Genomic DNA, 25,673 nt, shown 5'->3' with positions numbered 1-25,673 from the left:
TCAGGCCTTCCTTCTGCGACGTTTCTGACTCGGACGCTGCGGGGAGGTCCCGGCTTCCACGTCCTCGGTGCGCTGGGTGAGTGCGAATTCGACGAGACCGTCGATGAGCGAGGTGAGGTTGGCCTCCTCGGCGAGGACGTCGACGCGCAGTCCGTGTTCGGCTGCGGTGTTCGCCGTCGCCGGGCCGATGCAGCAGATCACCGATGTTGGGGCGGGTTTGCCGGCGATGCCGACGAGGTTGCGCACCGTCGACGAGGAGGTGAAGAGGAAGGCGTCGAAATCGCCGGCCTTGATCGATTCGCGGATCGGCGCCGGCGGTGGAGAGGCGCGCACCGTGCGGTAGGCGGTGACGTCGTCGGGGTCCCAGCCCTTCTCCAGCAGCCCGGCCACGAGCACCTCGGTGGCTATATCGGCACGAGGCAGGAGCACGGTGTTCATCGGGTCGATGTCATCGACGAAGTCCGGCCAGGCCGCGGCCAGCCCACGTGCGGAATGCTCCCCGTCGGGGACGAGGTCGGGGGTGATGCCCCAGTCGACCAGGGCTGCAGCGGTGCGACCGCCCACAGCTGCGACCTTGACTCCGGCCATCGAGCGGGAGTCGAGTCCGAAGTCTTCGAACCACATGCGCACAGCGCGGACAGCGTTGACCGAGGTGAATCCGACCCATTCGTAGGAGCCGTCGACGAGGCCGCGGATCGCCTTCTCCATCTGGGTCGGTGTGCGGGGAGGCTGAACGGCGATGGTGGGGACGACGGTGCCGACGGCGCCGAGTTCGGCCAGGGCCTCTGCTGTCGAAGTTCCCTGTTCCTTCGTCCGCGGAATGAGCACCTGCCAGCCGAAGAGCGGTTTGGATTCGAACCAGCTGAGCTCTCCTCTGGATTCCACGCCCTGCCCCATGATCACCACCATACGATCCGAACCTGTCTGCGCCATGGACAGCGCCTGCTTCAGGGTCGTCTCCACGCTCGTCTGCTCGATCGTCGAGATCCCCCAGCCCAGCAGGACCTTCGTGTCCTCGTCCCAGCCGTCGGCGAGCAGAGCCTCGATGGCCTGTTCATGGGCCGCGGCGGTGCCGGTGAGCACATGCGTGGTGTTGCGGTGGCGGGAGACGTCGACATGGGTCTGCGGTCCGGCTTCGATGAAGCGCACGGACCGGACCCGGTTGGTCGTCAGCGCGGTTCCGGTATAGGCCGCCGTCGAGGCGGAGAGTCCGACTCCGGGCACGATCTCGACTTCGACCTGTTCCTTGCGACAGACAGCGGCTTCCGCGGTCGTGGTGGTGAAGATGATTCCGTCATCCGAGCTCAGCCGCACCACCGTCTTGTCGGGACGGGCGAGTTCGGCCATGCGGCGGCCACGGGTCGACGCGGCGACTCCGAGGTCGGCGGCGTCGATGAGGGTCGCAGCCTGCGGCACGTAGGCAGTGACGACCTCGGAGTGGACATCGGCGTCATAGACGACGGTTTCGGCAGTGGCGAGGATTTCGGCGCCGCGCATCGTCATCAGACCCGATTCGCCGGGTCCGCTGCCGATGAAGACGACGCGTGGGGCTGCCGGCAGGAGTCGGCGCGGCTGCACCTGGCCCGTTGTCGGTTGGCTGTTCATCCCTGCTCCTGAACCTTGACGGGGGTGAGGTGATCGGCGCTGGCGGCCGGGTCGATGCCGAGGCGTCCCAAGAGGTCTTCGGCCGCGGCGGTGCCGAGTTCGTCGGCGACACGAGCCAGTTCCTTCGCAGTCACCGACAGCTGCTGTTCGTTCCCGGTGCTCCAGTCCACGTCGAGCAGGGCAGGCAGCTCGGTGCTCTGACGGGTGCGGGCGAGCCTGCCGTCATCATCGGCCATCACGGCGTCGACGATGAATTCGGTGCCTTCGATCTTCGCCAGCGCACCGATGGGGGCCGAGCAGCCTGCTTCGGCGCGGGAGAGGATCGCCCGCTCACAGGTCACGGCGAGGTCCGTGGTCTGGTCGTGGATCTGACGCAGAGCGGCGCGCACCTCGGCATCGCCGTCGAGGATGTCCTCGGTGGTCGCGAAGACGCTGTCGGCGCTGCGCGTCTCCACCGCCAAGGCACCCTGGCCCGGCGCCGGGAGCATGACATCGAAGTTGAGCGAATCGGTGGCTTCGGCCAGCCGACCGATGCGACGGACTCCGGCGGCGGCGAGGACGACGGCGTCGAGGCGGCCGTCGCGGACATGGGCAATACGGGTGTCGACGTTTCCGCGCACACCGCGGACCTCGATGTCGGGACGGGCGGCACGCAGCTGCACGGCACGACGCGGCGAACCGGTGCCGATGGCGGATCCGGCGGGCAGATCATTCAGGCTCAGCCCGTCACGTCCGATGAGGACATCGGCAGGGTCGACGCGCGGCGGGATGGCCGCCATCTGGATGCCCGCCTCGGGGGTTGTGGGCAAGTCCTTGAGCGAGTGCACGGCCAGGTCGATCTTGCCCTGGTGGAGGGCTTGGCGGACGGCGGAGACGAAGACTCCGGTGCCGCCGAAACCGGCCAGGGGCGACATGTTGACATCACCCTCGGTGACGACTTCGACGATCTCGACGCGCCACCCGGTGAGCGCAGCGATCTGATGGGCGATGGCCGTGGACTGGGAGCGGGCCAGCTGGGACCTGCGAGTGCCCAGACGTACGGTGCGGCCGCTGAAGTGTTCGGGTTCGACGATGTCGAGGGTGTGGTCAGCGACCGGGCGGATGCCATCGGCTTCGACGTGATGTGCGCTGCCGGCCGTCGCGACCTTCGTCTCCGGCGGAGTCATGGCGTGGGCGACCTTGTTCACGGGCAGGTCGAAGAGCTGCATGAGCGCCTGGGCGTAGTCGACCTCGGATTCGGTCACGGCGAGTTCCTTGACCTTCACGGTTGGGGTGTGGATGAGCTTCTCGGCCACCCGGTGCAGTGATTTGCGGATCTCTGCGAACGCCTTCGCGTCGACGCCGTCACCGAGCTTCTTCTCCAGACGCTGGGTCTCTGAGGCGAGCACGTCCTTGGCATGAGAACGCAGAGCGGTCACGGTCGGTGCGACGGAGCGCTCCTTGGTTCCGGTGGCGATGTTCTCCAACTCAGCGGAGATGATGGACCGGACTTCGTCGATGGTGCCGGCGACCTTCGAATCGCGTTCCTTGTCGGAACTGCGCAGCAGATCACGGATCTCCCCGAGCCCGAAGAGGGCGACATGTTCGAACTCGCGGACGCTGGGTTCGATGTCATGCGGCAGGGCCAAGTCGATGAAGGCCTTGTTCGCGGCACCCTTGGGGTTCTGCGAGAGGCCCGCGACGATGTCGTCGCGGCTGACGACGACTCCGCGGGCGCCGGTGCAGGAGACGATGAGGTCTGCGTCGGCGATCTCTTCGGCCATGATGCGCGGGGTGAGTTCGCGGGCGCGCCCGCCCACCTCGGCGACGAGGCGTTCGGCCTTGTCCAGGGTGCGGTTGAGCACGGTGATGCGGGCGACGCCTTCCTTGTGCAGTCCCGACACGACGAGGCCGGACATAGCGCCGGCACCGATGACCAGCGCATTGGCAGCACGCAGGGATCCGATGTGCGCGGCGGAGGCTTCGATGCCTGCGCCGAAGAGGGACCGGGCGACCTCACCGAGGTCGGTCTCCGAGTGTGCGCGTTTGCCCACGCGCAGCGCCTGCTGCAGTGCCTGGGAGAGCTCGGAGGTCAGGGCTTTGTCCGACTGCGAATCCGTGAACGCCGAGCGGAGTTGGCCGAGGATCTGGGCTTCGCCGATGGCCATCGAGTCGAGTCCGCAGGCGACCTTGAGCAGGTGCTCCATGGCCTGATTGTCATAGTGGGCGTAGAAGTGCCCGGCGATATCGGACCATTCTTTGTCGATCGAGGTCACCAGCGCGTTGCCGAGGTCGGCGAGTCCACCGTGGAAGGCCGAGACGTCAGCGATGAGTTCGAGGCGGTTGCAGGTCGAGAGCACGGCGAGTCCTTCGATGTTCTCTCCGGCCAGGGCGTCACGGCGCAGAGTGCCGACCTCACCGGCGCCGAAGGCCATTCGGTCGAGCATGTCGATCGGAGCCGACTGATGTGAAATGCCGAGAACCAAGAGAGTCAATTCCTGTGCTCCTCAAAACCAGGGTTGAGCGGTGCCGTGTCCAGCGCCGAATAGTATGCGAGTACTTGCAGCTCACTGGCCAAGTCGACTTGATGGACACGGACGGTGTCCGGTGCGTCGAGCACGGTGGGTGAGAAATTGAGAATGCCGCGCACACCTGCTTCGACGGCCGTGCGGGCCGCCGCGGGTGCCGCGGCTGCGGGGACGGCCATGACCACCAGGTCGATGTGTTCGGACCAGGTGGGCAGCTCGTCCAGGGAGGAGACGGTCAGGGCACCGATGGCGGTGCCGATCTTCTCCTCGTCGATGTCGAAGACGGCTGTCAGGCGCAGACCGCGGCGGCGGAATCCGGCGTAGTCGGCCAGGGCCGAGCCGAGGCGTCCGGCGCCGATGATGGCCACAGCCCGGTCTCGGTCGAGGCCGAGGAAGGTCCGCAGAGTGGCGGCCAGTTCCGGACAGGAGTAGCCGACACCGCGGGTTCCCGATCGCCCCAGCTGGGACAGGTCTTTGCGCAGAATCGACGGGGACACTCCGCTGCGTGCGGCAAGGTCCTCCGACGACACTGTGGTCTGGCCGGTGGCGGCAATCGTCTCGACGTTCTGCAGATAGATCGGGAGTCGGGATATCACGCGCTCGGGTACGTCCCTGCGAACGACACCCTCAATCCTGTTGGCGGACAGAATCTCGCCCACGAATCCGCCTCACTCCTTCAATCGATCTCATGCGCCCAAGGCGTCGAGCGCCTTGGACAGCCGATCCTTATCGACTCGATGAAAACTGTGTTGTCGCCCGTTGAGGAGAACGACCGGAACATCCCATCCGTACTGTGCGGCCAGATCGTCATCGCTGTCGATGTCGATCTCGGTCACGGTCACGTCTCTGCCCTCGGCCACCTCGGTGACGGTCTGCAGCGCCGCGGCGCACAGATGGCAGTCGACGCGCGTGAGGAAGGTCAGATCGACCATGGCTCACTCCTCATCGGGTGCAACAAACCCCGCCGAGAAATCACTCGAGCGGGGGCGTAGGACCGTCGGGTCTTACTTCTTGTTGCGACGCTGGTGACGTGTCTTGCGAAGCTGCTTGCGGTGCTTCTTCTTCGACATACGCTTGCGGCGCTTCTTGATGACTGAGCCCACTCGGGTACCCCTTGTGCTTGTCGGTGGAGGGTGAACATCAGGTGCCCACCCATTGAACTAACCGTGCAATTCTATCGCTTGGCCGCCTGCTTTCCCAAAACTGTGTCCAGATCCACAGCGGCGTCCCCGTCGATCCGCGCTGCGGCGGGGATCGCATCCTGCTCAGGTGGCGTGCGGGGCAGGGCCGGGTTCGGTTCGGGCGCAGGCGCCCGATGTCGCTCAGTCGAAATAGGGGTCGAGGGCGTAGAAGGGAAAGATGTTCTTCCGGGTGCCCATCACGGCCCGGTCGAGTTCGGCTTCGGGGTCGAATCCCTTCGACCAGGGTTGGAAGGAGCCGTCGAATCCGTCGGTCATCGACAGCGGCGCCTCCCGTCCGGTCTTCGTCTGCGCATAGGCGGCCCACCGTCCGGGGATCCGGGCACCGGGATCGATATCGCGGTCCGCCGCGACGGCCAGGAGATTCGTCCAGGCGCGGGGCACGACGTCGATGATCGCGTATCCCCCTCCCCCGACGGACAGCCAGCGTCCCCCGGCGTGCTCGACGGCGAGGTCGCGGATGCGTTCGGCGGCGATGCGCATGGCGTCCACGCTCAGTCGCATATGGGTCAACGGATCCTCGCGGTGCCCGTCGCAGCCGTGCTGGGAGACGATGACCTGGGGTTCGAATGCGGCGACCACCTGTGGGACCGTGGCATCGAAGGCACGCAGCCAGTCCGCGTCCCCGGTGCGCGGGGGCAGAGCGATATTCACCGCCGAGGCGGCTGCCTTGAGTCCCCCGATATCGGCAGGATACCCGGTCCCGGGGAAGAGGAACTTGCCCGATTCGTGGATCGAGATCGTGAGCACTCGCGGGTCGTGCCAGAAGAACGTCTCCACGCCGTCGCCGTGGTGGGCGTCGGTGTCGAGGTAGACGATGCGTTCGTATCCGGCGTCGAGGAATTCGGTGATCGCTCCGGCCGCATCGTTGTAGACGCAGAACCCGCTGGCCTTGCCCGGCATCGCATGGTGCATTCCACCACAGAAGTTGACTGCGCGCAGGTAGTCCCCGGAGATGATCGCATTCGCAGCGTTGATGCTGCCTTGGAACAGCAGCGCCGAGGCGGTGTGCATATTCTCGAACCCGGGAACATCCTCGGTGCCGATTCCGTATCTGTTCGCGTCCTGCTCTTCAAGGCCCTCTTCGGTGCCGGCCTGCTTGACCGCTGCGATGAAGTCGGGGTCGTGGAGGCGGGCGAGCTTGGCCTCATCGATCTCACCGATGGGATTGACGTGGACGTTGTCCGCGTCAAAGAGTCCGAAATCGGCAGCGAGCTTCGCTGTCAGGTCGAGCCTGAGGGGGTGCATGGGGTGGCTGGGGCCGAAGTTGTAACCGGTCACCTCGTCGTCCCAAACGACATACACATCATTTTCGGCCATGCCCACCATGCTATATGGCACAGCTCACTTGCGCCGATTCCGGGGTCCCCGGCTCTACCATGGTGCTTGTGTCCAAGAATTCCTCGCCGCGCTACGACCGGCTGCTCAAGCCGGGTCGGTGGGTCCGTGACTTCGTCGACGACCTCGCTGTGGCATCACCGGCGCGTTTGGCGATCGGTTCCTTCGTCGCCGTCGTCGCGGCGTTCGCGATCCTGCTGATCCTGCCGGCGAGCATGCGCCATCCCGGTTCGGTGGATCAGGCCACGCACATCGCGAACTCTGTGTTCGTCGCGGTCTCGGCGGTGTGCGTGACCGGACTGACCCCTGTCGTCACGGAGGAGTACTGGTCGGACTTCGGGATCTCGGTCATCACCGCCGGAATCCAGGTCGGCGGACTCGGAATCCTCACCCTCGCCTCGGTGCTGGGAATGGCGGTCTCGCGCCGGCTAGGAGTGCGGCAGCGTCTGATCGCTCAGCAGGCCACCTCTGCGCTCAATCTGGGGCAGGTCGGCTCGCTGCTCAAGACCGTAGTCATCACCATCTTCACCGCCGAATCGATTCTCGCGGTGCTGCTGTTCCCACGATTCCTCATCCGTGGGGAATCCCTCGGCGATTCCGTCTGGTATTCGGTGTTCTACTCGATCTCGGCGTTCAACAATGCCGGGTTCACCATCCACGAAGGCGGGGCTGCCTACTTCGCCTCGGACCCGTGGATTCTGACCCTGCTCATGGCCGGGGTGTTCGTCGGGTCTCTGGGCTTCCCGGTCGTGCTCATGGTCGCGATGTTCTGGAACCGACCCAGCCGGTGGGACCTGCATACGAAGCTGACACTGACGACCACGACGACTGTCCTGGCGATCGGACTGCTGCTGTTGGCGCTGTTCGAGTCGGCGAACCCGGCGACTCTGGGTGATAAGAACGCCGGTCACACCTTCGTCGAGGTCCTGTTCATGGCGGTGATGCCCCGTTCCGGCGGGTTCGCGACGATGGAGGTCGCGGATATGAGCCAGGCTTCGCACCTGCTCATGGACCTCATGATGTTCATCGGCGGGGGTTCGTCGTCGACGGCCGGCGGAATCAAGGTCACGACTGTGGCTGTGCTCGTCCTCGCCGCGTTCGCCGAGGCCAGGGGTCTGCAGGACGTGCACGTGTTCGGTCGGCGGCTGACCTCCTCGACGATCAAACTCTCGATCTCGATCCTGCTCACCGGTGCCCTCATCGTCTTCATCGGCACTCTGGCGATGCTGCAGATCAGTGCCGAGCCTCTCGACCGGGTGCTGTTCGAGGTGATCTCGGCCTTCGGCACCGTGGGCTTGACCTCCGGGGTATCGGCGACGTCACCGGACTCGGGGCTCTACGTGCTGTCGGTGATCATGCTCATCGGCCGGCTCGGTACGATTACACTTGCGGCGGCACTGTCTATGCAGGACTCGGTGCGTCTGTACCGCTACCCCGAAGAAAGGCCGGTCGTTGGCTAACGAACACACTTCCATCCTGGTCATCGGACTGGGACGTTTCGGGTCCTCGACGGCGGCCACACTGGCCAAGCTGGGGCGCGAGGTCATGGCCATCGAACACAATCCCGAACTCGTCAAGGACTGGAGCGGCAAGCTCACGCATGTCGTCGAAGCTGACTCGACGAACATCGACGCTCTGCGTCAGGTGGGTGCCGGTGACTTCTCGACTGCCGTCGTCGGTATCGGAACCTCGATCGAGGACAGTGTGCTCACCACCGCCAACCTCGTTGACCTGGGAGTTTCGCAGGTGTGGGCGAAGGCGATCTCACCGTCACACGGCAAGATCCTCCACCGCATCGGCGCCCACCATGTGCTCTACCCGGAGTCGGATGCCGGTCGCCGCGTCGCCCACCTGGTCAGCTCCCGGATGATGGAGTACATCGAGTTCGATGAGGGCCATTTCGCTGTTGTAAAGATGCGTCCCCCGCGGGAGATCCAGGGCTTCACACTCAGCGAGTCCGGTGTCCGCGACAAATACGGCGTGACGGTCGTGGGCATCAAGAGTCCCGGCCGGGACTTCACCTACGCCGACCCGACGACCCGTGTGGGCAAACAGGACCTGCTCATCGTCGCGGGGCACGTCGAGCTGCTCGGACGCTTCGCCGGCCGCCCGTAGCAGACCGCACGGCGCACGCCGCAGATACGCCCCGAAATTCGCAATCCGCAGCTTCCGCACTCGCGGGCACAAAGAGAGCGGGCGACGGGAATCGAACCCGCGTCATCGGCTTGGGAAGCCGAAGCTTTACCATTAAGCTACGCCCGCGCGTCGCCATCCAAAGCCAACTGTCCGCCCAGGTGGTGCCGGTACAGGCATGCCGTGGTCGGCGACTCGAACCAGTCTACAGCCTTGGCCCGGTTTCGGATCCGCCGACCCCTCCGATGTCGCGCATTCTTCCCGCACCGTTTGTTTTCGCGGGGCCGGTCGACGCCTCACGGTACTCATCGAGAGCAAGTGTCCATTGAAAGTGCTGACGTAGTGCATACATTCACTACGCGTGCACTTCGACTAGGCAGTTGCTCAAGCATGGGCGTCTGTGGCAACACGATCGCCACGGGGAGATCGGTTCCGGGTCACCCGTTGCTCACCGGAGTCGCTGATTTCGAGGATTTCGAACGTCTGCGCGATACGTATGCTCGCAGCTGAGGCGCCTGACGAAAGAGCTTGGTCGACGTCGTTTCCAGATTTGTCACCTCGCTGAAGTTCAAACGGACTATGCGATACCCCAAATCGAGAAGGCGGTTGTATTGCTTGGCTTCCTTCTGCATGAGCCGAAACCCGTTGTCCGCATATTTCGTGATTCCGTCGATCAATACAATCGTCTTCGACTCCTCATGCGCAAAGTCGACTCGAGCAATGACTCTGTTTCCGTCCCAGATTCTCACCTGCTGTCTGAACCCGTTCAACTTCAGCTGCATGAGGGTGTAGACGAATCGGCTCTCCGCATAGCTCTCAGACAGCGGACCGACCGCCGATAGGAGTCGTTCAGCGCGACGCCTCCCCTTGACCAGACGATTGAGCACTGGCATGAACTCGTCCGCGATTCGCTGTTCGGCCAGCATCATCGTGTCCGGCGGGTACCCGAAGCGAGCCGCCTCATCTGCTGCGGCGACTGAGCCGAACACTGATGTCCTCAGACACGAGTCGAGGGCGGCGAATCCTTCCGCTTCGCCGAGTTGGCCGATGAGATCGAAAGCCGTTCGAATCGGGGTCGTCAGCGTCATCTTGCCGATGTGAACGACGTCTTCGCCGGGGATCGAAGTCTGCGATCTCCTGATGTCGCTGCTGTTGCCTCGCACGCTTGGATGCGCGATGTGCACTTTGCCTCGCGGAGGCTGATAGAGCGGAAGCTCGTGAATATATGCGGCGGAGGCCGACCAGACGACGTCGTCGACCCGATAGTAGGGATACGACGATGCACGCAGCTTCTCAATGGTGTCGAGAAGCGTGAATTGCTTTCTCCCCGTGGGTTCGTCGGTCTGCTCAATCACCTGAGCAAGCCACGATTCGTCCGTGATGAGCGCGGCGATCTTTGCGTGGCGCGGTCGAGCACACCGATTGATGATCGAATACATTCCGCTGCTCAGTCGCAGCAGGCAGCAGTCGATCGCATCTTTGATGGTTCGGCTCAGCACTCCGTGGGCGTTGAGTTCGCAGGTGCGGATGACGTTGTACATGCGGCAAATCTCCCCTTGCTCCCTTCATCGGCGCAAGGGCAGGTCGCCTCCCTGTGGATACTTGTGTCGGTTCCACAGGGCACCGACGCTCGAGTCAGCCGACCGTCCACAACGCTCGGCGACCGGCTGAAGCACAGAGCAGGTCGCCATCTCTCTATGGAGCCCGGCCCTGCGCTGACTCTTCGGCACCTACGTCGACGTAAACGGCACGGCGATCAGGGATGGTATTGCAGGCAGCCTCGTTGATTCGTCCACAACTGTACGGTCGAAGTGCAGGCGTAGCGCATACATTCAGGCCGCGCGCACGTTCGATAGACAGTCATTGGTTCAAGCGCTGATTTCGCGCTAGAGCGTCCCCTGCACACCACGAGGGAGCGACCGAAGTCGCCCCCTCGTACAGTGCCGGCGAATCGTCGCCGACGAGCCCGTCCCGGCGGAGACCACGACCCGGTGGAGTTCGAACTCGATCCCCGCCGGACCCACCACACGATCAGGTCACTGAAGGATCAGTGCTCGACCGCCTCCTCGGCGCCGAACCCGGTATGCGCGCGGACGTCCATCTCTGCGGCCAGTTCGGGACTCTCGACCGTCCGGTCGGTGACCGAAGCGATCCAGCCGAGGAGGAACCCGAGTGGAATCGAGATGATGCCGGGGTTCGACAGCGGGAAGATCGCGAAATCGGCACCGGGGATCATCGCGGTCTCGGATCCGGAGACGACCGGCGAGAAGGTGATGAGCACCATCGCCGAGATCAGCCCGCCGTAGATCGACCACACCGCACCGCGGGTGGTGAAGCGCTTCCAGAACAGCGAGTACACGATCGTGGGCAGGTTCGCGCTGGCGGCCACTGCGAAGGCCAGGGCCACGAGGAACGCGATGTTCTGGCCCTGCACACCGATACCGCCGATGATCGCGACCGCACCGATGACGACGACCGTGCGGCGAGCGATCTTGACCTCCGCCTCGGAGTCTTCCACCTTGCCCTTCTTGATGACGTTGGCGTAGATGTCGTGGGCGAACGAGGCCGCCGCTGTGATCGCCAGACCTGCCACCACCGCGAGAATCGTGGCGAACGCGACCGCCGAGATGAAGCCCATGAGCAGGGGCCCGCCGAGGTGGAGCGCCAACAGCGGCGCCGCCGAGTTCACTCCGCCCGGAGCGTTCTTGATCTCTTCGGCACCGACGAGTGCGGCCGCACCGTAGCCGAGCACGAGGGTGAAGAGGTAGAACGCGCCGATGAGCCAGATCGCCCACACCACTGAACGGCGAGCTTCCTTCGCAGTGGGGACGGTGTAGAAGCGCATGAGCACATGAGGCAGCCCCGCCGTGCCCAACACGAGTGCCAGTGCCAGCGAGATGAAGTCCAGCGGGTTCTCGCCGTACTGCAGACCCGGGTTGAGGACGCCTTCCCCGACACCTTCGGCGGCGTTCTCCACGGCCGAGGCCAGCAGAGTCGAGAGATTGAAGCCGTTGAGCGCGAGCACCCAGATGGTCATCGCAAAGGCACCGGCAATGAGCAGGATCGCCTTGACGATCTGCACCCAGGTAGTGCCCTTCATTCCGCCGACGAGGACGTAGATGATCATCAGCGCACCGACGACGGCGATGACCAGTGACTGACCGATCTTGCCGTCGATGCCCATGAGCAGGGATACGAGCCCGCCGGCTCCGGCCATCTGCGCGAGCAGGTAGAAGAAGCAGACCGCCAGCGTCGATAGGGCCGCAGCCATACGCACCGGACGCTGCTTGAGTCGGAAGGACAGCACATCGGCCATTGTGAACTTGCCGGTGTTGCGCATGAGTTCGGCGACGATGAGCAGCGCAACGAGCCAAGCGACGAGGAAGCCGATCGAATAGAGGAATCCGTCGTAGCCGTTGACGGCGATCGCACCGCAGATACCGAGGAACGACGCGGCGGAGAGGTAGTCACCTGAGATCGCGAAGCCGTTCTGCGGCCCGGTGAACGACCGGCCGCCGGCGTAGTAGTCCGAGGCTGACTTGTTGTTGCGGCTGGCCCGCAGGACGATAAACATCGTGACCGCGACGAATGCGGCGAAGATCGTGATGTTGAGGACCGGGTTGTTCTCGACCTCGGTGGTCGCGGCGCTGAGGAAGTCTACTCCCGAAGCGACGAAGTCTCCGATTGCCAGAGTGCTCATGAGCGGCTTCCTTCCGTTTCGGCCTGCAGTCGTTCACGGATCGCTTCCGCGGGCGGATCGAGCTTCTTATTGGCGAACGAGACGTAGAACATGGTGATCGCAAACGTCGTCACGAACTGCAGCAGCCCGAAGACGAGTCCGATGTTGATCTCCCCCACGACCTTCGTCGACATGAAGTCATGGGCATAGGTGCTGAGGATCACGTAGAGGAAGTACCAAACGAGGAACGCGATCGACAGCGGGATCACCACCGAGAATCGTTTGCGCTTGAGGGCCTTGAACTCCGGGGTCTCTTCCTCCTCGAGGAAGTCAACACCGGTGTTGACGGGGTCAGTCATTCTTTCTCCTTTGAATGGACAGAACATCAGTGTCCTGAATCACATGACCCAAAGGTAACGTTCAGCATGCGCTAGGGAATACCACCGAAAGTTGGTAGCTTATTCACATGAATGCGCACGCCAAGGAAACGCGGGCCCTCAAGGTCGAGACCCGTCGCCTGTTCGTCGAAGCCGTCGACTCCCTGCATCAGAGCGGCACGGGCGATGTCGTCTTCGGAGGCATGGTCGAAGATGATTCGGTCTCGGTCGAGGCCGTTGCCGGTGCCGACAAGGACCTGCTCTCCTCCCTCATCGTCAGCACCGGACGGGGTCTCGGTGGACGAGCGATGACCGAGGGCACCCCTCAGCTGACTCGTGACTACGAGATCGACCCTCTCATCACTCACCACTACGACGAGGAAGTGCTCGGTGAGGGAATCCGGGTCCTCGTCGCCGTCCCCACCCTGCACGGCGGCGAGGTCACCGGCATGGTCTACTGCGGCCACCGCGCGGACTACAACGCCGCGGCGACGCAGACAGGAGACCTCGTCAGGCGAGTGCGCCAGCTGTCAGTCGATCTCGCGCGACTCGGCTACCGGCAGGAACGCCGCGGCCCGGTCAAGGACGAACCGCTCTACCCGGACCTGGATCCCTCGGGTCGCGAGGCTCTGCGGCACACCTATGCAGAGCTGCGGGCCGTCCGCTCCGGCATCGTCGATGAGGAGACCCGGGAGAAGCTCACCGGAATCGAATCGCGACTGGCCGATATCCTCTCCGGACACAATCCGGAGAACTTCCAGACGCCGGTGCCCGCAGTGCGACTGTCGCCGAGGGAGACCGACATCCTCTCGCATGTCGCGCTGGGGTGGCCGAACGCGCGCATCGCAGAGGCACTGTCTCTGCGTGAGTCGACGGTGAAGTCCTATCTCAATACGGCGATGGTCAAGCTCTCTGCACGGACCCGACATGAGGCCGTGTCGATCGCCCGCTCGTCCCACGTGCTCCCTTGAGCAGGGGCTCCCGACTCAGCCGTTGATGACCTCGGAGTTCTCCTGTTCCATTTCCACGGAACGGTCCGCGGCCGCCTGCGCGGCCGCCTCGGCGATATCGAAGATCCCGGAATCGAGGAACTGCTGGAGACCGGCCAGAGTCGTCCCGCCCTTGCTGCTCACAGCCTGACGCTGAGCGGCAGGATCGGGTTTCTCGGTCAGCAGCCGGCCGGCGCCGTCGGCCGTGGCCAAGACCATCCGGCGGGCAGCGTCCTCGCTCAGTCCCTGCTTGACGCCGGCGGCGATCATCGCCTCGGCGAGGAGGAAGAAGTACGCGACGCCGGACCCGGAGATTCCGGTCATGGCCGGGATCTGGGATTCTTCGAGATCGACGACCAGCCCGGCGCCCGACAGCAGGGACTTCAGTGTGTCCACGCTGGCGGCGCTCACCTCGGCGGTGGGGGCCAACGCGATGACGCCGTGGCCGATGGCGCTCGGCATGTTCGGCATGATCCGCACGATCGGGTTCTCGGGGGCGAGCTCCGCAAGGTCCGCGGCTGCGACGCCGGCGGCCATGGACACGAGCACTGAGCTCGGATCGAGATCATCGGCGAGTTCGCGCAGGGTCTCGGCCATCATCCACGGCTTCACACCGAGGAAGACGAAATCGACTCCGGCCGCGGCCTTGCGGTTCGCGTCGGCATCGTCCTCCGCCGAAGTGACCGTGGCGGTCGGCAGCTCATTGCGCAGTCGCTGCGCCGAGGCGGTCGAACTCGTGGTCGCGCGGACGGTGATGCCTGCGTCGGCGGTGAGGATTCCCTGGATCAGGGCCGTGCCCATGTTGCCGGTTCCGATGGAGGCGATGGTGGTCAAAGTGCTCCAGCCTTTCGAGGTTTGGGATGCAGTGGTCGGTGTGTGTCCGTGCGTGCCTGTCCGAAGCTGATGTGCGAGACCTGCGATGTCGCGTTCGGACGCAGGCTCAGCTGTCGGCTCCGTCTTCTCCGGACCGCGCGGTCTTGTGTTCGGTGGTGCGAGTGTGGCTGTGGGCATTGCGCCGAGCACCATCCTCTTCGAGGCCGAGGTGTTCACGGGCGAAGGCGATGGAGTCGGCGAGCATCTTCTCGCGGACCGAGGGTCTGCGCACGAATCGGGTGTTGACTTCGACGACGACGTCGCCCTGCCAATTGTGCTTGGCGAGGTATTGCAGGGTCTCGGCCACAGGCATTGTGCCTTCACCCGGAACGAGGTGTTCGTCTTTGAGCGAGCCGGCGCCGTCGGTGAGGTGGACATGGCGGAGTTTGTCGAAGATCTCATCCACCGTCTCCAGCGCGTTCATTCCTGCTGTGGAGGCATGGGAGAAGTCGAAGGTGAGGTCGTCGTAGTCCTCGTCCAGGGGGTTCCAGTCGGGATAGTAGACCTGGATCTCACGCAGGCCGGCGCGCCAGGGGTACATGTTCTCCACGGCCAGGGCCACCCCGGACTCGTGAGCGACCTGTCGGACGCCGTCGACGAAGCCGAAGGCGTACTCACCCTGCCACCGGAACGGCGGATGGAGGACGACGGTGTCGGCGTTGACCTCTTTGGCGAGGTTCGCGGTGATCCGCAGCTTCTCCCAATGGTCTTTGTGCAGCACGCGGGGCAGGAACAGCAGGGTCGGCGCGTGCAGGGACAGGACGTCGAGACCGGTGTCACGGGCGAGTCCGTTGATCAGGTCGACGTCGCGGGTCTCGGCGTTGTGCGTGACCATGATCTCGACACCGTCGTAGCCGTGTTTGGCGGCTTGGGCGAAGGTCTCCTCGACGGTCATGGGTGAGACGGAGGAGCTGGAGAGGCCGAGTCTGATCCGGTTGTCGGAGACGTGATGAGCGTCCTTCTCATAGACGTCGTGACTGTCGAAGTACTCCTTGTTGCGCTTCGAATTCGAGCGCGCAGAGTTCTTGGTGGTCAACACCTTCCGCTGGGACTTCGACTTCTTGCTCATCCATTCCAGTCTAACGCGACCTCCCCGCCCCAGAACTACCTGACGGCGGCTCAGCAACCCCGCGCGAGGTTGCTGAGCCGCCGTCGGGTAGTAATTTAGCCGGAGAGGGCTTCGGTGTCCTCGTCCACCCAGCCCTTCGACCGGTCCACGGCCTTGTTCCAGAGACGGTAGAGACGGTCAACCGTCTCGTCGTCCATCGACGGGTTCCAGCGCTTGTCCTCGCGCCAGTTGCCCTTCACGTCTTCCTCGCCGTTCCAGAACTTCACGGCGATGCCGGCCGCATAGGCCGCGCCCAGAGCCGTGGTCTCGATGACCTCGGGACGGATGACAGGCACGCCGAGGAGGTCGGCTTGGAACTGCATGAGCGTCTCGTTCGCGACCATGCCTCCGTCGACCTTGAGCTCGGTGAGCTCGACACCGGAGTCGAGGTTCATCGAGTCGAGGACCTCCCGTGACTGGAAGGCCACGGACTCCAGCGCCGCACGGGCGATGTGGTTCTTGTTCACGTACCGAGTCAGACCCACCATCACTCCGCGGGCATCGGACTCCCAGTGCGGAGCGAAGAGTCCGGAGAACGCGGGCACGATATAGCAGCCGCCGTTGTCATCGACCTGTTTGGCCAGGGTCTCGACCTCGGGAGCGTCGTTGATGATTCCGAAGTTGTCGCGCAGCCACTGCACGAGCGAACCGGTCACGGCCACCGACCCTTCGAGAGCGTAGACCGCTTCGTCCTCGCCGATCTTGTAGGCCACGGTCGTGAGCAGGCCGTTCTTGCTGGCCACCGGCTCATTGCCGGTGTTGATGAGCATGAAGTTGCCCGTACCGTAGGTGTTCTTCGCCTGCCCCTTCTCGAAGCAGGCCTGCCCGAAGGTCGCCGCCTGCTGATCGCCGAGGATGCCGCAGATCGGGGTGTCGATGATCAGACCGTTCTTCGCCCCGTATCCGTAGACCTCCGAACAGGACTTGATCTCCGGCAGCATCTCGATGGGGATGCCCATATCTGCGGCGATGTCGGCATTCCAGTCGAGGGTGTCGATGTTCATCAGCATCGTGCGTGAGGCGTTCGTGACGTCGGTGACGTGGATTCCGCCGTTGACTCCGCCGGTGAGGTTCCAGATCACCCAGGTGTCCATGGTGCCGAAGAGGAGGTCCCCGGATGCAGCGGCCTCCTTGACTCCGTCGACGTTGTCGAAGATCCATTTGGCCTTCGGACCGGCGAAGTACGTGGCCAGGGGCAGACCCACCCGGTCCTTGTACTTATCCGGCCCTTCATCGCCTGCGAGTTCGTCGCAGACCTTCTGGGTGCGGGCGTCTTGCCACACGATGGCATTGTAGACGGGCTCACCGGTCTTCTTGTTCCAGATGACGGTGGTCTCACGCTGATTCGTGATGCCCACGCCCTCGAGCTGGTGGCGGTTGATGTTCGCGCGCGCCAACGCTTGGCCGATCGCTTCGTTCGTGTTCTGGATGATCTCGACCGGGTCGTGTTCGACCCAGCCGGCGCGGGGGAAGATCTGCTCGTGTTCGAGCTGACCGGACGAGACGATCTGGCCGTCATGGTTGAAGACGATCGCCCGCGACGAGGTGGTGCCCTGATCGATGGCGAGGATGAACTTTTCCTGACTCATTCTGACTCCTGTGTCGAAGTGGTTCTTGGTGATCGTACTCAGATGAATGCTCGCGAGACCACGCCGGCGAGCACAGCACCGACGAGCGGGCCGAAGACCGGAACCCACGAATATGCCCAGTCGGAGCTGCCCTTGTTCGGGATCGGCAGCAGCGCATGCATGATACGAGGTCCGAGGTCACGAGCCGGGTTGATGGCATAGCCGGTCGGTCCGCCTAAGGAGGCGCCGATGGCGACGACGATCAGTGCGACTGCCAGCGGTCCGAGCCTGTCCGGTGTTCCTCCGAACAGGAGGATGACGATGACGAGCACGAAGGTGGCCACGACCTCGGTGACGAAGTTCCACCCATAGGAGCGGATCTCCGGTCCGGTGGAGAAGGTGCCGAGGATGTTCCCGGCGTCCTTCTCTTCGTCGTAGTGCTTCTTGTACACGGCCCAGGCGAGGAAGGCACCGATCATCGCACCGATGAGTTCGGCGGCGAGGTAGGCCACCGTGTTGACGAAGTTGACGGGGATGCCCTCGGCGTATTCGCTCGCTCCGCTGGTGAGGATGCCGAACGTCACGGCGGGGTTGAGGTGTGCACCGGTCTTGTAGGCGACGTAGACACCGGCGAAGACAGCGAGTCCCCAGCCGAAGGAGATCAGCAGCCAGCCGCCCCCATTGCCTTTGGTCTTGCCGAGGACGACATTGGCGACGACGCCGACGCCGAGCAGCATGAGCATCGCCGTACCGGCGATCTCATAGAGGAAGATAGTGCCCATATCTCACAAACTCCTATTGTTTGTCTTTCCGGTGGGTGTTCCGGTCGATGGTCGACCCGGAGAGTGCTCCGGTGCCGGTCGATATTCGATTATCGGTATTCGGTTGTGGTCCCGCACATCGTTGTGAACGGTTCAGTGGAGAGTCGCCCCGACCAGAGCCGCCGCCGAGGCGTCGTCCTCCGTGGACTCGGCCGCGACCTGGGCATCGACGTGGGCGTTGAACTTCTCGACCTCGGCCGCCTCATGCTCGGCGTCCCATCCGAGGACGGGGGCGACGATGGCAGCGACCGCCTCGGCGGCGTTCTTCCCCCTGTCTCGGGACTCGTAGTTCAGCCGCATCCGCCGCTCCAGGATGTCGCCGAGGTGGACGGCCCCTTCCGCAGCCGCCGCGTAGTGGGCTTCGACGCGCAGGTAGCGTTCGGCGCCTTCGAGCGGCTGACCGAGCTCGGGGTCCTCGTCGACGAGGTCGAGCAGATCCTCGATGAGGGTGCCGTAGCGCCGGATGAGCCTTTTGACGCGCTCTTCGTCCCATCCGTACTTCTCCGCGATCCCTGACTCGCCGCGCCGCAGCGCTCCCACTCCCTGTGCACCGAGCAGCGGCACCGATTCCGTCAGGGACCGGCGGTCCTTCGCATCGTCGCCGAGGACGAAGTCGACAGCGTCTTCGGCCATCACTCGGTAGGTGGTGAACTTGCCTCCGGCGATCGCGGCCAGAGCGGGTTCGACCTCCATCACGGTGTGTTCGCGCGAGACCTTCGTCGAGGCCTGCCCTTCCTTGACGACCGGCTGCAGCAGCGGGCGCAGACCGGAGTAGACGCCGATGACGTCGTCGCGGGTGAGCTTGTCGGCGAGGATGTCGTTGGCGTGTTCGAGCAGGTAGTCGATGTCCTGCGAAGTCGCCACCGGTGCATCGACGTCTTCGTTCCACGGGGTGTCAGTGGTGCCGATGACCCAATACCCCTCCCAGGGGATGACGAAGAGCACCGATTTCTCCGTCTTCGAGATGATTCCGGTATTGGGGTCGGCCTTGATCTTGTCTTCGGCCACGGTGATGTGCACGCCCTTGGAGGCGAGCACCTTGAGTCCGGCGTCGGCCTTCGCCAGGTCCTGCTGCTCTTCGGTCCAGACGCCTCCGGCGAGGATGGTGCGGCGGGCGTGGATGTCGAATTCTTCGCCGCTGATCTCGTCCCGGGCACGGACGCCGGCGACCTGGTCGCCGTCGTGGAGGTAGCCGATGACGGAGACGTGATTGGCGGCAGCGGCGCCGTAGCTGACGGCCGAGCGGACCAGAGTCATGACGAAGCGGGCGTCGTCGACCTTCGCATCGTAGTATTCGAGGGCACCGACCGCGGCGTCGTCGGCCAATCCCGGGAAGTGGGCGCTCAGTGCCTTCTTCCCCAGATGGCGGTGCATCGGCACGGCGCGTTTGCGACCGGGCCGGGTGGCCATCGTGTCGTAGAGGAGCACACCGGAGCCGATGAATGCGCGGTCGATGAGGCGATGTTCGAAGGGGAACACGAAAGCGACGGGTTCGACGAGGTGGGGTGCGGTGTGCTGGAGCAGCAGGTCGCGTTCCTTCAGTGCCTCGGCGACGAGTTTGAAGTCGAGCATCTCGAGGTAGCGCAGTCCGCCGTGCATCAGCTTCGAGGACCGGGAGGAGGTTCCCGACGCCCAGTCCTTCGCGTCGACGACACCGACCTTGAGTCCACGGGTGGCTGCGTCGAAGGCCGATCCTGCTCCGGTCACTCCCCCGCCGACGACGAAGACGTCGAGCGGGTCGGCCGCGCTCGTCTTCTTCAGAGTCTCCAGTGCCTGGTCACGGAAGTTCGGGGACAGCTCACCATTTCGCATCAGCAGGTTCGTGCTTTCTGTCAGAAGTATCGGGCTTCAGCCGGTGTCGGCACGTGCGGTGCCGCCTCGGCGACTAATCAAAAACTAGCAGGCGAACCTGAATTCCGATACCGACCGACAGACGCGCAGAAGACTCAGCTGTGCCGGGAGAAGCTCCTGAGCCACCTCCGGCGAAGACTCAATCGAGGGCGGCGACGGGCTCGACGCGCATCGCCGAGGACTGCTCGGCCGAGTCGAGCAGATCGAGCTTGCGCATGATGATGCCTTCGCGCAGCGCCCATGGGGAGATGCTCATGACGCCCACGTCGAAGATCGTGAAGGCCGCCTCGGCGACGATCGCCCCTGCCAGCACCTGGCCGGCACGGGCTTCGGAGACGCCGGGCAGGGTCGCCCGCTCCTCGGGGGTGCGGGAGGCGAGAGTGTCGATGATGCCGTCGAGATCGCGGCGGAAGAGCTTCCGGGGCGCATAGATTCCGTCTCCGCTCGGGGCCGCTCCGGCGATTCGGGCCAGGGAACGGAAGGTCTTCGACGAACCGACGACCTGATCGGGGACGCCAACTCGGTTGATCTCGCCGGCGATGCGTCCGATCTGTGCTCGGGCATGCTTGCGCAGTCTGTGGATGTCCTCTTCCGTGGGCATCGGGTCCGGCAGGAAGTCCGAATACGTGCGTCCGGCGCCGAGCGGAACAGACACAGCCGCCTGTGGGTACTCGTCCTGACCTGCCGCGATCTCCAGTGAGCCGCCGCCGATGTCGAGCAGTAAGATCTTTCCGGCCGACCACCCGAACCAGCGGCGGGCGGCGAGGAATGTCACTCGGGCCTCGTCACGGCCGGACATCACGTTCAGCGTGACCCCGAGCTGAGCGTTGATCGAATCGATGAGTCCGATCCCGTTCGGAGCCTCCCTGACCGCCGAGGTGGCGAAGGCGAGGATCTGTTCCGCCCCTTGGTCTTCGGCGATCTCGACGGCGTCGGTGATGAAGGAACGCAGCCGTTCCTGACCTTCTGCGTCGATCGTTCCGTCGTCGCTGAGGTATTCGGCGAGGCGGAGCACCTCCTTGTGCGAGGTGGCCGGCAGGGGCGGTGCTCCGACGTGAGCGTCGACGACCAGGAGGTGGACGCTGTTGGAGCCGATGTCGAGGACTGCTAGGCGCATTCGCCCAGTTTATCCTCTCTGCCGGACTCCGCGCCGACGAACCTAGGCACCGTTGTGCCACGCAGATTTGGTGAAGCCGAATTCCGGCGACTCTTTAGCGAAGAACGCTTCCTGACCGTGGGCGATCTCGGCCCGGTAGGCATCATCGAGCCACCGAGGCGGCTCCGTGCCCTCAGCCAGATCACCGTCGAGGACCGCTTTGGCCCCGACCTGGCTCAGTCGGGACAGTCCCACGATCCGCTCTCCCAGAGCCTGCGCGGACTCCAGCGGAGTCTCGGAGATCTCGTGGAAGAAGCCGAGTTCGGCCATCTTCTCGAACTTCACGATCGAGGCCGTGATCAGCAGATATCTCGCCCAGGCATCGCCGAGGATCTGAGCCAGACGCTGCGTGGGTCCGGCCGGGTAGACGAGTCCGAGCTTGGCTGCGGTGACGCCGAAGATCGAACCGGGGGCGGCGATGCGGATATCGCAGGCTGCCGCGATCTCCGTTCCCCCGCCCACGCAATTGCCTGTGATGGCTGCGATCGTCGGTGTCCGCGAGTTCGCCAGGGCCGCCTCGGCGGTGGAATTGAGTGCCCAGAAATCGGCGAGCGGAACGTTGAGGTCGGCGATGTCCGAACCGGCGGAGAAATGCCCACCGGCCCCGGTGATCACAAGCGCCCCGATCGAATCATCGGCGTCGACGTTCGCGATGATCTCCGGCAGCGCCCGCCACATGGCACGCGAGATCGCATTGCGTTTTTCGGTCCGATCGATGACGAGGGTTCCGACTCCACCGGTGACGGTGAAGTCGAAACCCTCGAGATCGACCGGACGGTACGAACCGTCAGGTCCCATATGTGTTCTGCCTTTCGAGAGGTCAGCCGCGGTTGTCGGGAACCTCGCGCTGGTCTTCGCCGTCGTAGGCGCTCAGCGGACGGATCAAGGCGTTGTTCGCCTGCTGCTCGAAGATGTGAGCGGTCCAACCGGTGATGCGGGCCATGACGAAGATCGGGGTGAACTGCTCGGTGTCGAAGCCCATGAGATGGTAGGCCGGGCCCGAGGGATAGTCGAGGTTCGGGTAGATGCCCTTGCGCCCGACGAAGTCCTCTTCGAAGGCGTTGTAGAGATCGAGCAGATCGTTCGCACCCTTGGCCGCGACCATGTCTTCGAAGGCCTTGCGCATGGTGGGAACTCGCGAATCGCCGTTCTTGTACACGCGGTGGCCGAAGCCCATGATCTTCGCCTTCTTGGCCAGCGCATCGTCGATCCAGGCCGAAGCCTTGTCGGCGGTGCCGACCTCTTCGAGCATCGCCATGACGGCTTCGTTCGCGCCGCCGTGCAGAGGGCCCTTGAGCGCACCGACGGCACCGGCGACAGCCGAGTACAGGTCCGAGGTGGTCGAAGTGATGACACGACCGGTGAAAGTCGAGGCATTGAACGAGTGCTCGGCGTAGAGGATCATCGACACGTCGAAGCAGCGCACGACCTCCTCGGCAGGCACTTCGTCGAAGACCATCTTGAAGAAGTTCGCGGCGTAGCCGAGGTCCTTCGTCGGGGCGACGGGATCGAGGCCGTGTCGGCGACGGTGGTCGATGGCCACGATCGTCGGCAGCTGGGCGTAGAGGCGCTCGGCCTTGGCCAGGTTCGCCTCAGCGCCCTCGGTGTCGGCCTCAGGGTCGACGGCACCCAGGTAGGCCACAGCCGTCTGCACGACGTGCATCGGGTGGCAGTCCTTGGGCAGGTCGAGAATGAGCTGGACGAGCTTGTCGTCGATGGCACGCTGAGCGCGCTCACGCTCCTGGAACTCCTTCAGCTGCGACTCGGTGGGCAGCTCGCCGTTCCAGATGAGGTAGGCGACATCCTCGAAGCTGCGCTTGGCGGCGAGCTCCTGTACGGGATAGCCGCGGTAGGTCAGCGAGTTGGTCTCCTGGACCACTTTGGACACTGCGGTGGTGTCGACCACGACACCGGCGAGGCCCTTCTTGATTTCTTCGGTCACTGGTGACCCTCCTGTGAGAAGTTGAAGACTGCGGCGTCAAACTCGTTGTATGCCGCGTAGTCGATCGTGTCATACAGGTCCGCACGGGTCTGCATGCCCTCGAGCAGGTCCACCTGAGTGCCCTTGTCCCGAATGGTCTGCAGGCCCGATTTGATCGCACCCATGGCGATGCGCAGAGTCGTGACCGGGTAGATCACAAGCTTGACTCCGACATTCGCCAACTGCTCGGTGGTGAACAGTTCGCTCTTTCCGAACTCCGTCATGTTCGCCAGGATCGGCACATCGACGCTGGACGCGAATCTCTCGAACTCTCCGAGATCTCGCATCGCTTCGGGGAAGATCATGTCCGCACCGGCATCGGCGTAGGCCTTCGCCCGGTCGATGGCGGCGTCGAGGCCTTCGCCTGCGCGGGAGTCGGTGCGGGCGCAGATGACGAAGTTCTCGTCCCGGCGGCCCTTGACGGCGGCCTTGATGCGCTTGGACATCTCGGCCGCAGTCACGACCTCCTTGCCGTCGAGGTGGCCGCAGCGCTTCGGGTTGACCTGGTCTTCCAAGTGCATGCCCGAGATTCCGGCGTCCTCGAACTCCTGGATGGTGCGGGCCACGTTCATGGCCTCGCCCCATCCGGTGTCGGCGTCGATGAAGGTCGGCAGGTTCGTCACCCGGGCGATATTGCGTCCGTGGTCGGCCACCTCGGTGAGCGTCGTCAGCCCGATGTCGGGCAGGCCCATGGCCGCGGAGAACGCTCCGCCGGAGATGTAGACGCCTTCGAATCCGGTCTGCTCGATGATCTGAGCATTGATCGGGTTGATGGCCCCGGGGAATTGGAGGATCTCATCGCCTGCGAGCAGCTCGCGGAACTTCGCGCGGCGCTCGGCAGGGGTTGCCTGTGCGCCGAGCATCAGAAGATGCCCTTCGATCCGCTGTGCTCGAGTCCGTCGACTGTGAAGCTGAGTTCGCCCACGCCCTCGGCGTCGAGGCTCTCGAGGTTCTCGGCGAGGTCGATGAAGCGAGCCTGTTCCGAGTCGGAGACGATGCCCTCGGCCAGGGTCTTGAACTTCTCGATGTAGTTCGCACGGGCGAAGGGACGCGCACCGAAGGGGTGGGCGTCGGCGACGGCGATCTCATCGACCAGGGTCGAACCGTCCTCGAACTCGATCTCCACACGTCCGCCGAAGGCCTTCTCGTTCGGGTCGATCGAGTGGTAGCGGCGGGTCCACTCGGGATCCTCAGTGGTCTCGATCTTGTGCCACAGCTCGACGGTGTCGGGACGGCCGGCACGCTCGGGAGCATAGGAGTGTTCGTGGTGCCAGCCCTGGTCCTGCATCGCCACGGCGAAGATGTACATGATCGAGTGGTCGAGGGTCTCGCGGCTGGCCCCAGGATCCATCTTCTGCGGATCGTTGGCACCGGTGCCGATGACGTAGTGGGTGTGGTGCGAGGTGTGGATGACGACGCGCTTGATCTTCGACAGGTCCTCGATCTGTCCACCGAGCTTGCGGGCGAGGTCGATGAGCGCCTGGGCCTGGTATTCGGCCGAGTGCTCCTTGGTGTAGGTGTCGAGGATCGCGCGCTTCGATTCGCCCTTGCCCGGCAGCGGGATGGTGTAGCGGGCTTCGGGACCGGAGAGGATCCAGGCGATGAAGCCGTCCTCACCTTCGTAGATCGGATTCGGTGCACCCTCGCCGCGCATCGCACGGTCGACGGATTCGACGGCCATCTTGCCGGCGAAGGCCGGGGCATGGGCCTTCCAGGAAGAGATCTCACCCTTGCGCGACTGACGGGTCGCGGTGGTCACGTGCAGGGCCTGCTGGACAGCCTGGAAGGTGATTTCGGTGGGCAGGTGCAGCAGCGCACCGATGCCGGCCGCGGCCGAGGGGCCGAGGTGGGCGACGTGGTCGATCTTATGCTCGTGCAGGCACATTCCCTTGACGAGGTCGACCTGGACCTCATATCCGGTGGCGATGCCGTTGATGAGGTCCGCACCGCCGATGCCCTTGTGTTGGGCGACGGCGAGCACGGCCGGGATGTTGTCACCGGGGTGCGAGTACTCGGCGGCGAGGAAGGTGTCATGGAAGTCGAGTTCGCGCACGGCCACGCCGTTGGCCCAAGCGGCCCATTCCGGGGAGAAGCGGTCACCGACCGGCAGGCCGAAGATGTTGGCACCGGGATTGAACGGGTGGGTCTGGGCCTGCTCACGGGCGTGGGTCGGAGCGGAGCGGCGCACGGATGCCGCGGCGACGGCAGCGTTGTCGATGACGCGGTTGATGACCATCTCAGTGACATCGGAATCGACCGGCGTCGGGTCGGATGCGACCTCGGCGATCTTCCATGCGAGCTGATCTTCACGAGCCAGGTTCTCTGAGCTCTTGTAGGTGCGGACTTCATGATTGATCATGGATACCCCTTCATAGTCCTTGACCGGAAATGGTCACATAGTGCTGACACAACTGTAGGCCACGTCACTCGGCAGGTCTCTGCCGGTCGAAAATTTATCTCGACATCAAGATACTTTACCCGATGCGTG

At 64.2% G+C, this 25,673-nt stretch carries 22 protein-coding genes and 1 tRNA gene; 3 read left to right on the top strand and 20 right to left on the bottom strand.

Annotated features, from left to right (window positions below; translation table 11 throughout):
• From EB835_RS12180 to EB835_RS12155, 6 genes are all read right to left on the bottom strand, one after another.
• Complete coding sequence (locus EB835_RS12180; protein ID WP_135809734.1) at positions 1-1,605, bottom strand: bifunctional uroporphyrinogen-III C-methyltransferase/uroporphyrinogen-III synthase; 1,605 nt, start codon at positions 1,603-1,605, stop codon at positions 1-3.
• Positions 1,602-4,079 (bottom strand): glutamyl-tRNA reductase, encoded by a 2,478-nt coding sequence (hemA, locus tag EB835_RS12175; protein WP_135809733.1) that lies wholly within the window; start codon positions 4,077-4,079, stop codon positions 1,602-1,604. Before hemA ends, EB835_RS12180 begins: the two co-directional genes overlap by 4 nt.
• Positions 4,076-4,771: a redox-sensing transcriptional repressor Rex gene (locus EB835_RS12170; RefSeq protein WP_135809732.1), complete on the bottom strand. Its 696-nt coding sequence runs from the start codon at positions 4,769-4,771 to the stop codon at positions 4,076-4,078. The genes hemA and EB835_RS12170 overlap by 4 nt, the downstream gene beginning before the upstream one ends.
• A 27-nt stretch (positions 4,772-4,798) precedes the next feature.
• The gene (locus EB835_RS12165; protein ID WP_135809731.1) at positions 4,799-5,044 is read right to left on the bottom strand and encodes a glutaredoxin family protein; all 246 of its coding nucleotides are present in this window, start codon (positions 5,042-5,044) and stop codon (positions 4,799-4,801) included.
• Positions 5,045-5,116: 72 nt separating this feature from the next.
• Positions 5,117-5,215, bottom strand: coding sequence for a 30S ribosomal protein bS22 (locus tag EB835_RS12160; RefSeq protein WP_009882927.1), 99 nt, complete (start codon positions 5,213-5,215; stop codon positions 5,117-5,119).
• 219 nt (positions 5,216-5,434) lie between these two features.
• Positions 5,435-6,631 carry an acetoin utilization protein AcuC gene (locus EB835_RS12155; RefSeq protein ID WP_135809730.1) on the bottom strand — a complete coding sequence of 399 codons (1,197 nt, stop codon included), beginning with the start codon at positions 6,629-6,631 and terminating at the stop codon, positions 5,435-5,437.
• A gap of 59 nt (positions 6,632-6,690) precedes the next feature.
• On the opposite strand from EB835_RS12155, the gene EB835_RS12150 reads away from it, so the two are divergent.
• A complete protein-coding gene (locus EB835_RS12150; RefSeq protein WP_240688716.1) occupies positions 6,691-8,109 on the top strand; it encodes a TrkH family potassium uptake protein in 1,419 nt (472 codons plus the stop codon).
• Positions 8,102-8,764, top strand: coding sequence for a potassium channel family protein (locus EB835_RS12145; RefSeq protein ID WP_135809728.1), 663 nt, complete (start codon positions 8,102-8,104; stop codon positions 8,762-8,764). Before EB835_RS12150 ends, EB835_RS12145 begins: the two co-directional genes overlap by 8 nt.
• Positions 8,765-8,840: 76 nt before the next feature.
• Here EB835_RS12145 and EB835_RS12140 read toward each other — a convergent pair.
• From EB835_RS12140 to EB835_RS12125, 4 genes are all read right to left on the bottom strand, one after another.
• Positions 8,841-8,911 (bottom strand) — tRNA-Gly (locus EB835_RS12140).
• Positions 8,912-9,219: 308 nt separating this feature from the next.
• Entirely contained in the window at positions 9,220-10,323 is a 1,104-nt protein-coding gene (locus tag EB835_RS12135) for a hypothetical protein (RefSeq protein WP_135809727.1), read from the bottom strand.
• Positions 10,324-10,829: 506 nt separating this feature from the next.
• Positions 10,830-12,482, bottom strand: coding sequence for a solute symporter family protein (locus EB835_RS12130; protein WP_205749932.1), 1,653 nt, complete (start codon positions 12,480-12,482; stop codon positions 10,830-10,832).
• Positions 12,479-12,820 (bottom strand): DUF485 domain-containing protein, encoded by a 342-nt coding sequence (locus EB835_RS12125; protein ID WP_135809726.1) that lies wholly within the window; start codon positions 12,818-12,820, stop codon positions 12,479-12,481. The genes EB835_RS12130 and EB835_RS12125 overlap by 4 nt, the downstream gene beginning before the upstream one ends.
• 107 nt (positions 12,821-12,927) lie before the next feature.
• Here EB835_RS12125 and EB835_RS12120 point away from each other — a divergent pair, with 107 nt between their 5' ends.
• Positions 12,928-13,809 (top strand): helix-turn-helix transcriptional regulator, encoded by an 882-nt coding sequence (locus EB835_RS12120; protein WP_135809725.1) that lies wholly within the window; start codon positions 12,928-12,930, stop codon positions 13,807-13,809.
• A gap of 15 nt (positions 13,810-13,824) precedes the next feature.
• Here the strand turns inward: EB835_RS12120 and proC are convergent, their stop codons facing one another.
• The 10 genes from proC to EB835_RS12070 all read right to left on the bottom strand — a co-directional run bounded on the left by proC (position 13,825) and on the right by EB835_RS12070 (position 25,544).
• Complete coding sequence (proC, locus tag EB835_RS12115) at positions 13,825-14,661, bottom strand: pyrroline-5-carboxylate reductase (RefSeq protein WP_135809724.1); 837 nt, start codon at positions 14,659-14,661, stop codon at positions 13,825-13,827.
• Between the two features lie 106 nt (positions 14,662-14,767).
• Complete coding sequence (locus EB835_RS12110) at positions 14,768-15,769, bottom strand: sugar phosphate isomerase/epimerase family protein (RefSeq protein WP_135809723.1); 1,002 nt, start codon at positions 15,767-15,769, stop codon at positions 14,768-14,770.
• Between the two features lie 95 nt (positions 15,770-15,864).
• A complete protein-coding gene (gene glpK, locus EB835_RS12105; RefSeq protein ID WP_135809722.1) occupies positions 15,865-17,397 on the bottom strand; it encodes a glycerol kinase GlpK in 1,533 nt (510 codons plus the stop codon).
• A gap of 38 nt (positions 17,398-17,435) precedes the next feature.
• A complete protein-coding gene (locus tag EB835_RS12100) occupies positions 17,436-18,158 on the bottom strand; it encodes an MIP/aquaporin family protein (RefSeq protein ID WP_135809721.1) in 723 nt (240 codons plus the stop codon).
• 132 nt (positions 18,159-18,290) lie between these two features.
• Positions 18,291-20,009: a glycerol-3-phosphate dehydrogenase/oxidase gene (locus EB835_RS12095; RefSeq protein ID WP_135809720.1), complete on the bottom strand. Its 1,719-nt coding sequence runs from the start codon at positions 20,007-20,009 to the stop codon at positions 18,291-18,293.
• A 178-nt stretch (positions 20,010-20,187) separates the two neighbouring features.
• Positions 20,188-21,165: a Ppx/GppA phosphatase family protein gene (locus tag EB835_RS12090; RefSeq protein ID WP_135809719.1), complete on the bottom strand. Its 978-nt coding sequence runs from the start codon at positions 21,163-21,165 to the stop codon at positions 20,188-20,190.
• Between the two features lie 42 nt (positions 21,166-21,207).
• A complete protein-coding gene (locus tag EB835_RS12085; RefSeq protein ID WP_135809718.1) occupies positions 21,208-22,002 on the bottom strand; it encodes an enoyl-CoA hydratase/isomerase family protein in 795 nt (264 codons plus the stop codon).
• A 22-nt stretch (positions 22,003-22,024) separates the two neighbouring features.
• Positions 22,025-23,146, bottom strand: a complete 1,122-nt coding sequence (locus EB835_RS12080; RefSeq protein WP_135809717.1) for a bifunctional 2-methylcitrate synthase/citrate synthase — start codon at positions 23,144-23,146, stop codon at positions 22,025-22,027.
• Positions 23,143-24,048, bottom strand: a complete 906-nt coding sequence (gene prpB / locus EB835_RS12075; protein ID WP_135809716.1) for a methylisocitrate lyase — start codon at positions 24,046-24,048, stop codon at positions 23,143-23,145. The genes EB835_RS12080 and prpB overlap by 4 nt, the downstream gene beginning before the upstream one ends.
• Positions 24,048-25,544 carry an MmgE/PrpD family protein gene (locus EB835_RS12070; protein ID WP_135809715.1) on the bottom strand — a complete coding sequence of 499 codons (1,497 nt, stop codon included), beginning with the start codon at positions 25,542-25,544 and terminating at the stop codon, positions 24,048-24,050. Before EB835_RS12070 ends, prpB begins: the two co-directional genes overlap by 1 nt.
• Positions 25,545-25,673: the final 129 nt, after the last annotated feature.

This window comes from Brevibacterium sp. S22 (assembly GCF_004745485.1).
Lineage (GTDB): Bacteria > Actinomycetota > Actinomycetes > Actinomycetales > Brevibacteriaceae > Brevibacterium.
This window is presented reverse-complemented; position numbering and strand designations above follow the sequence as displayed.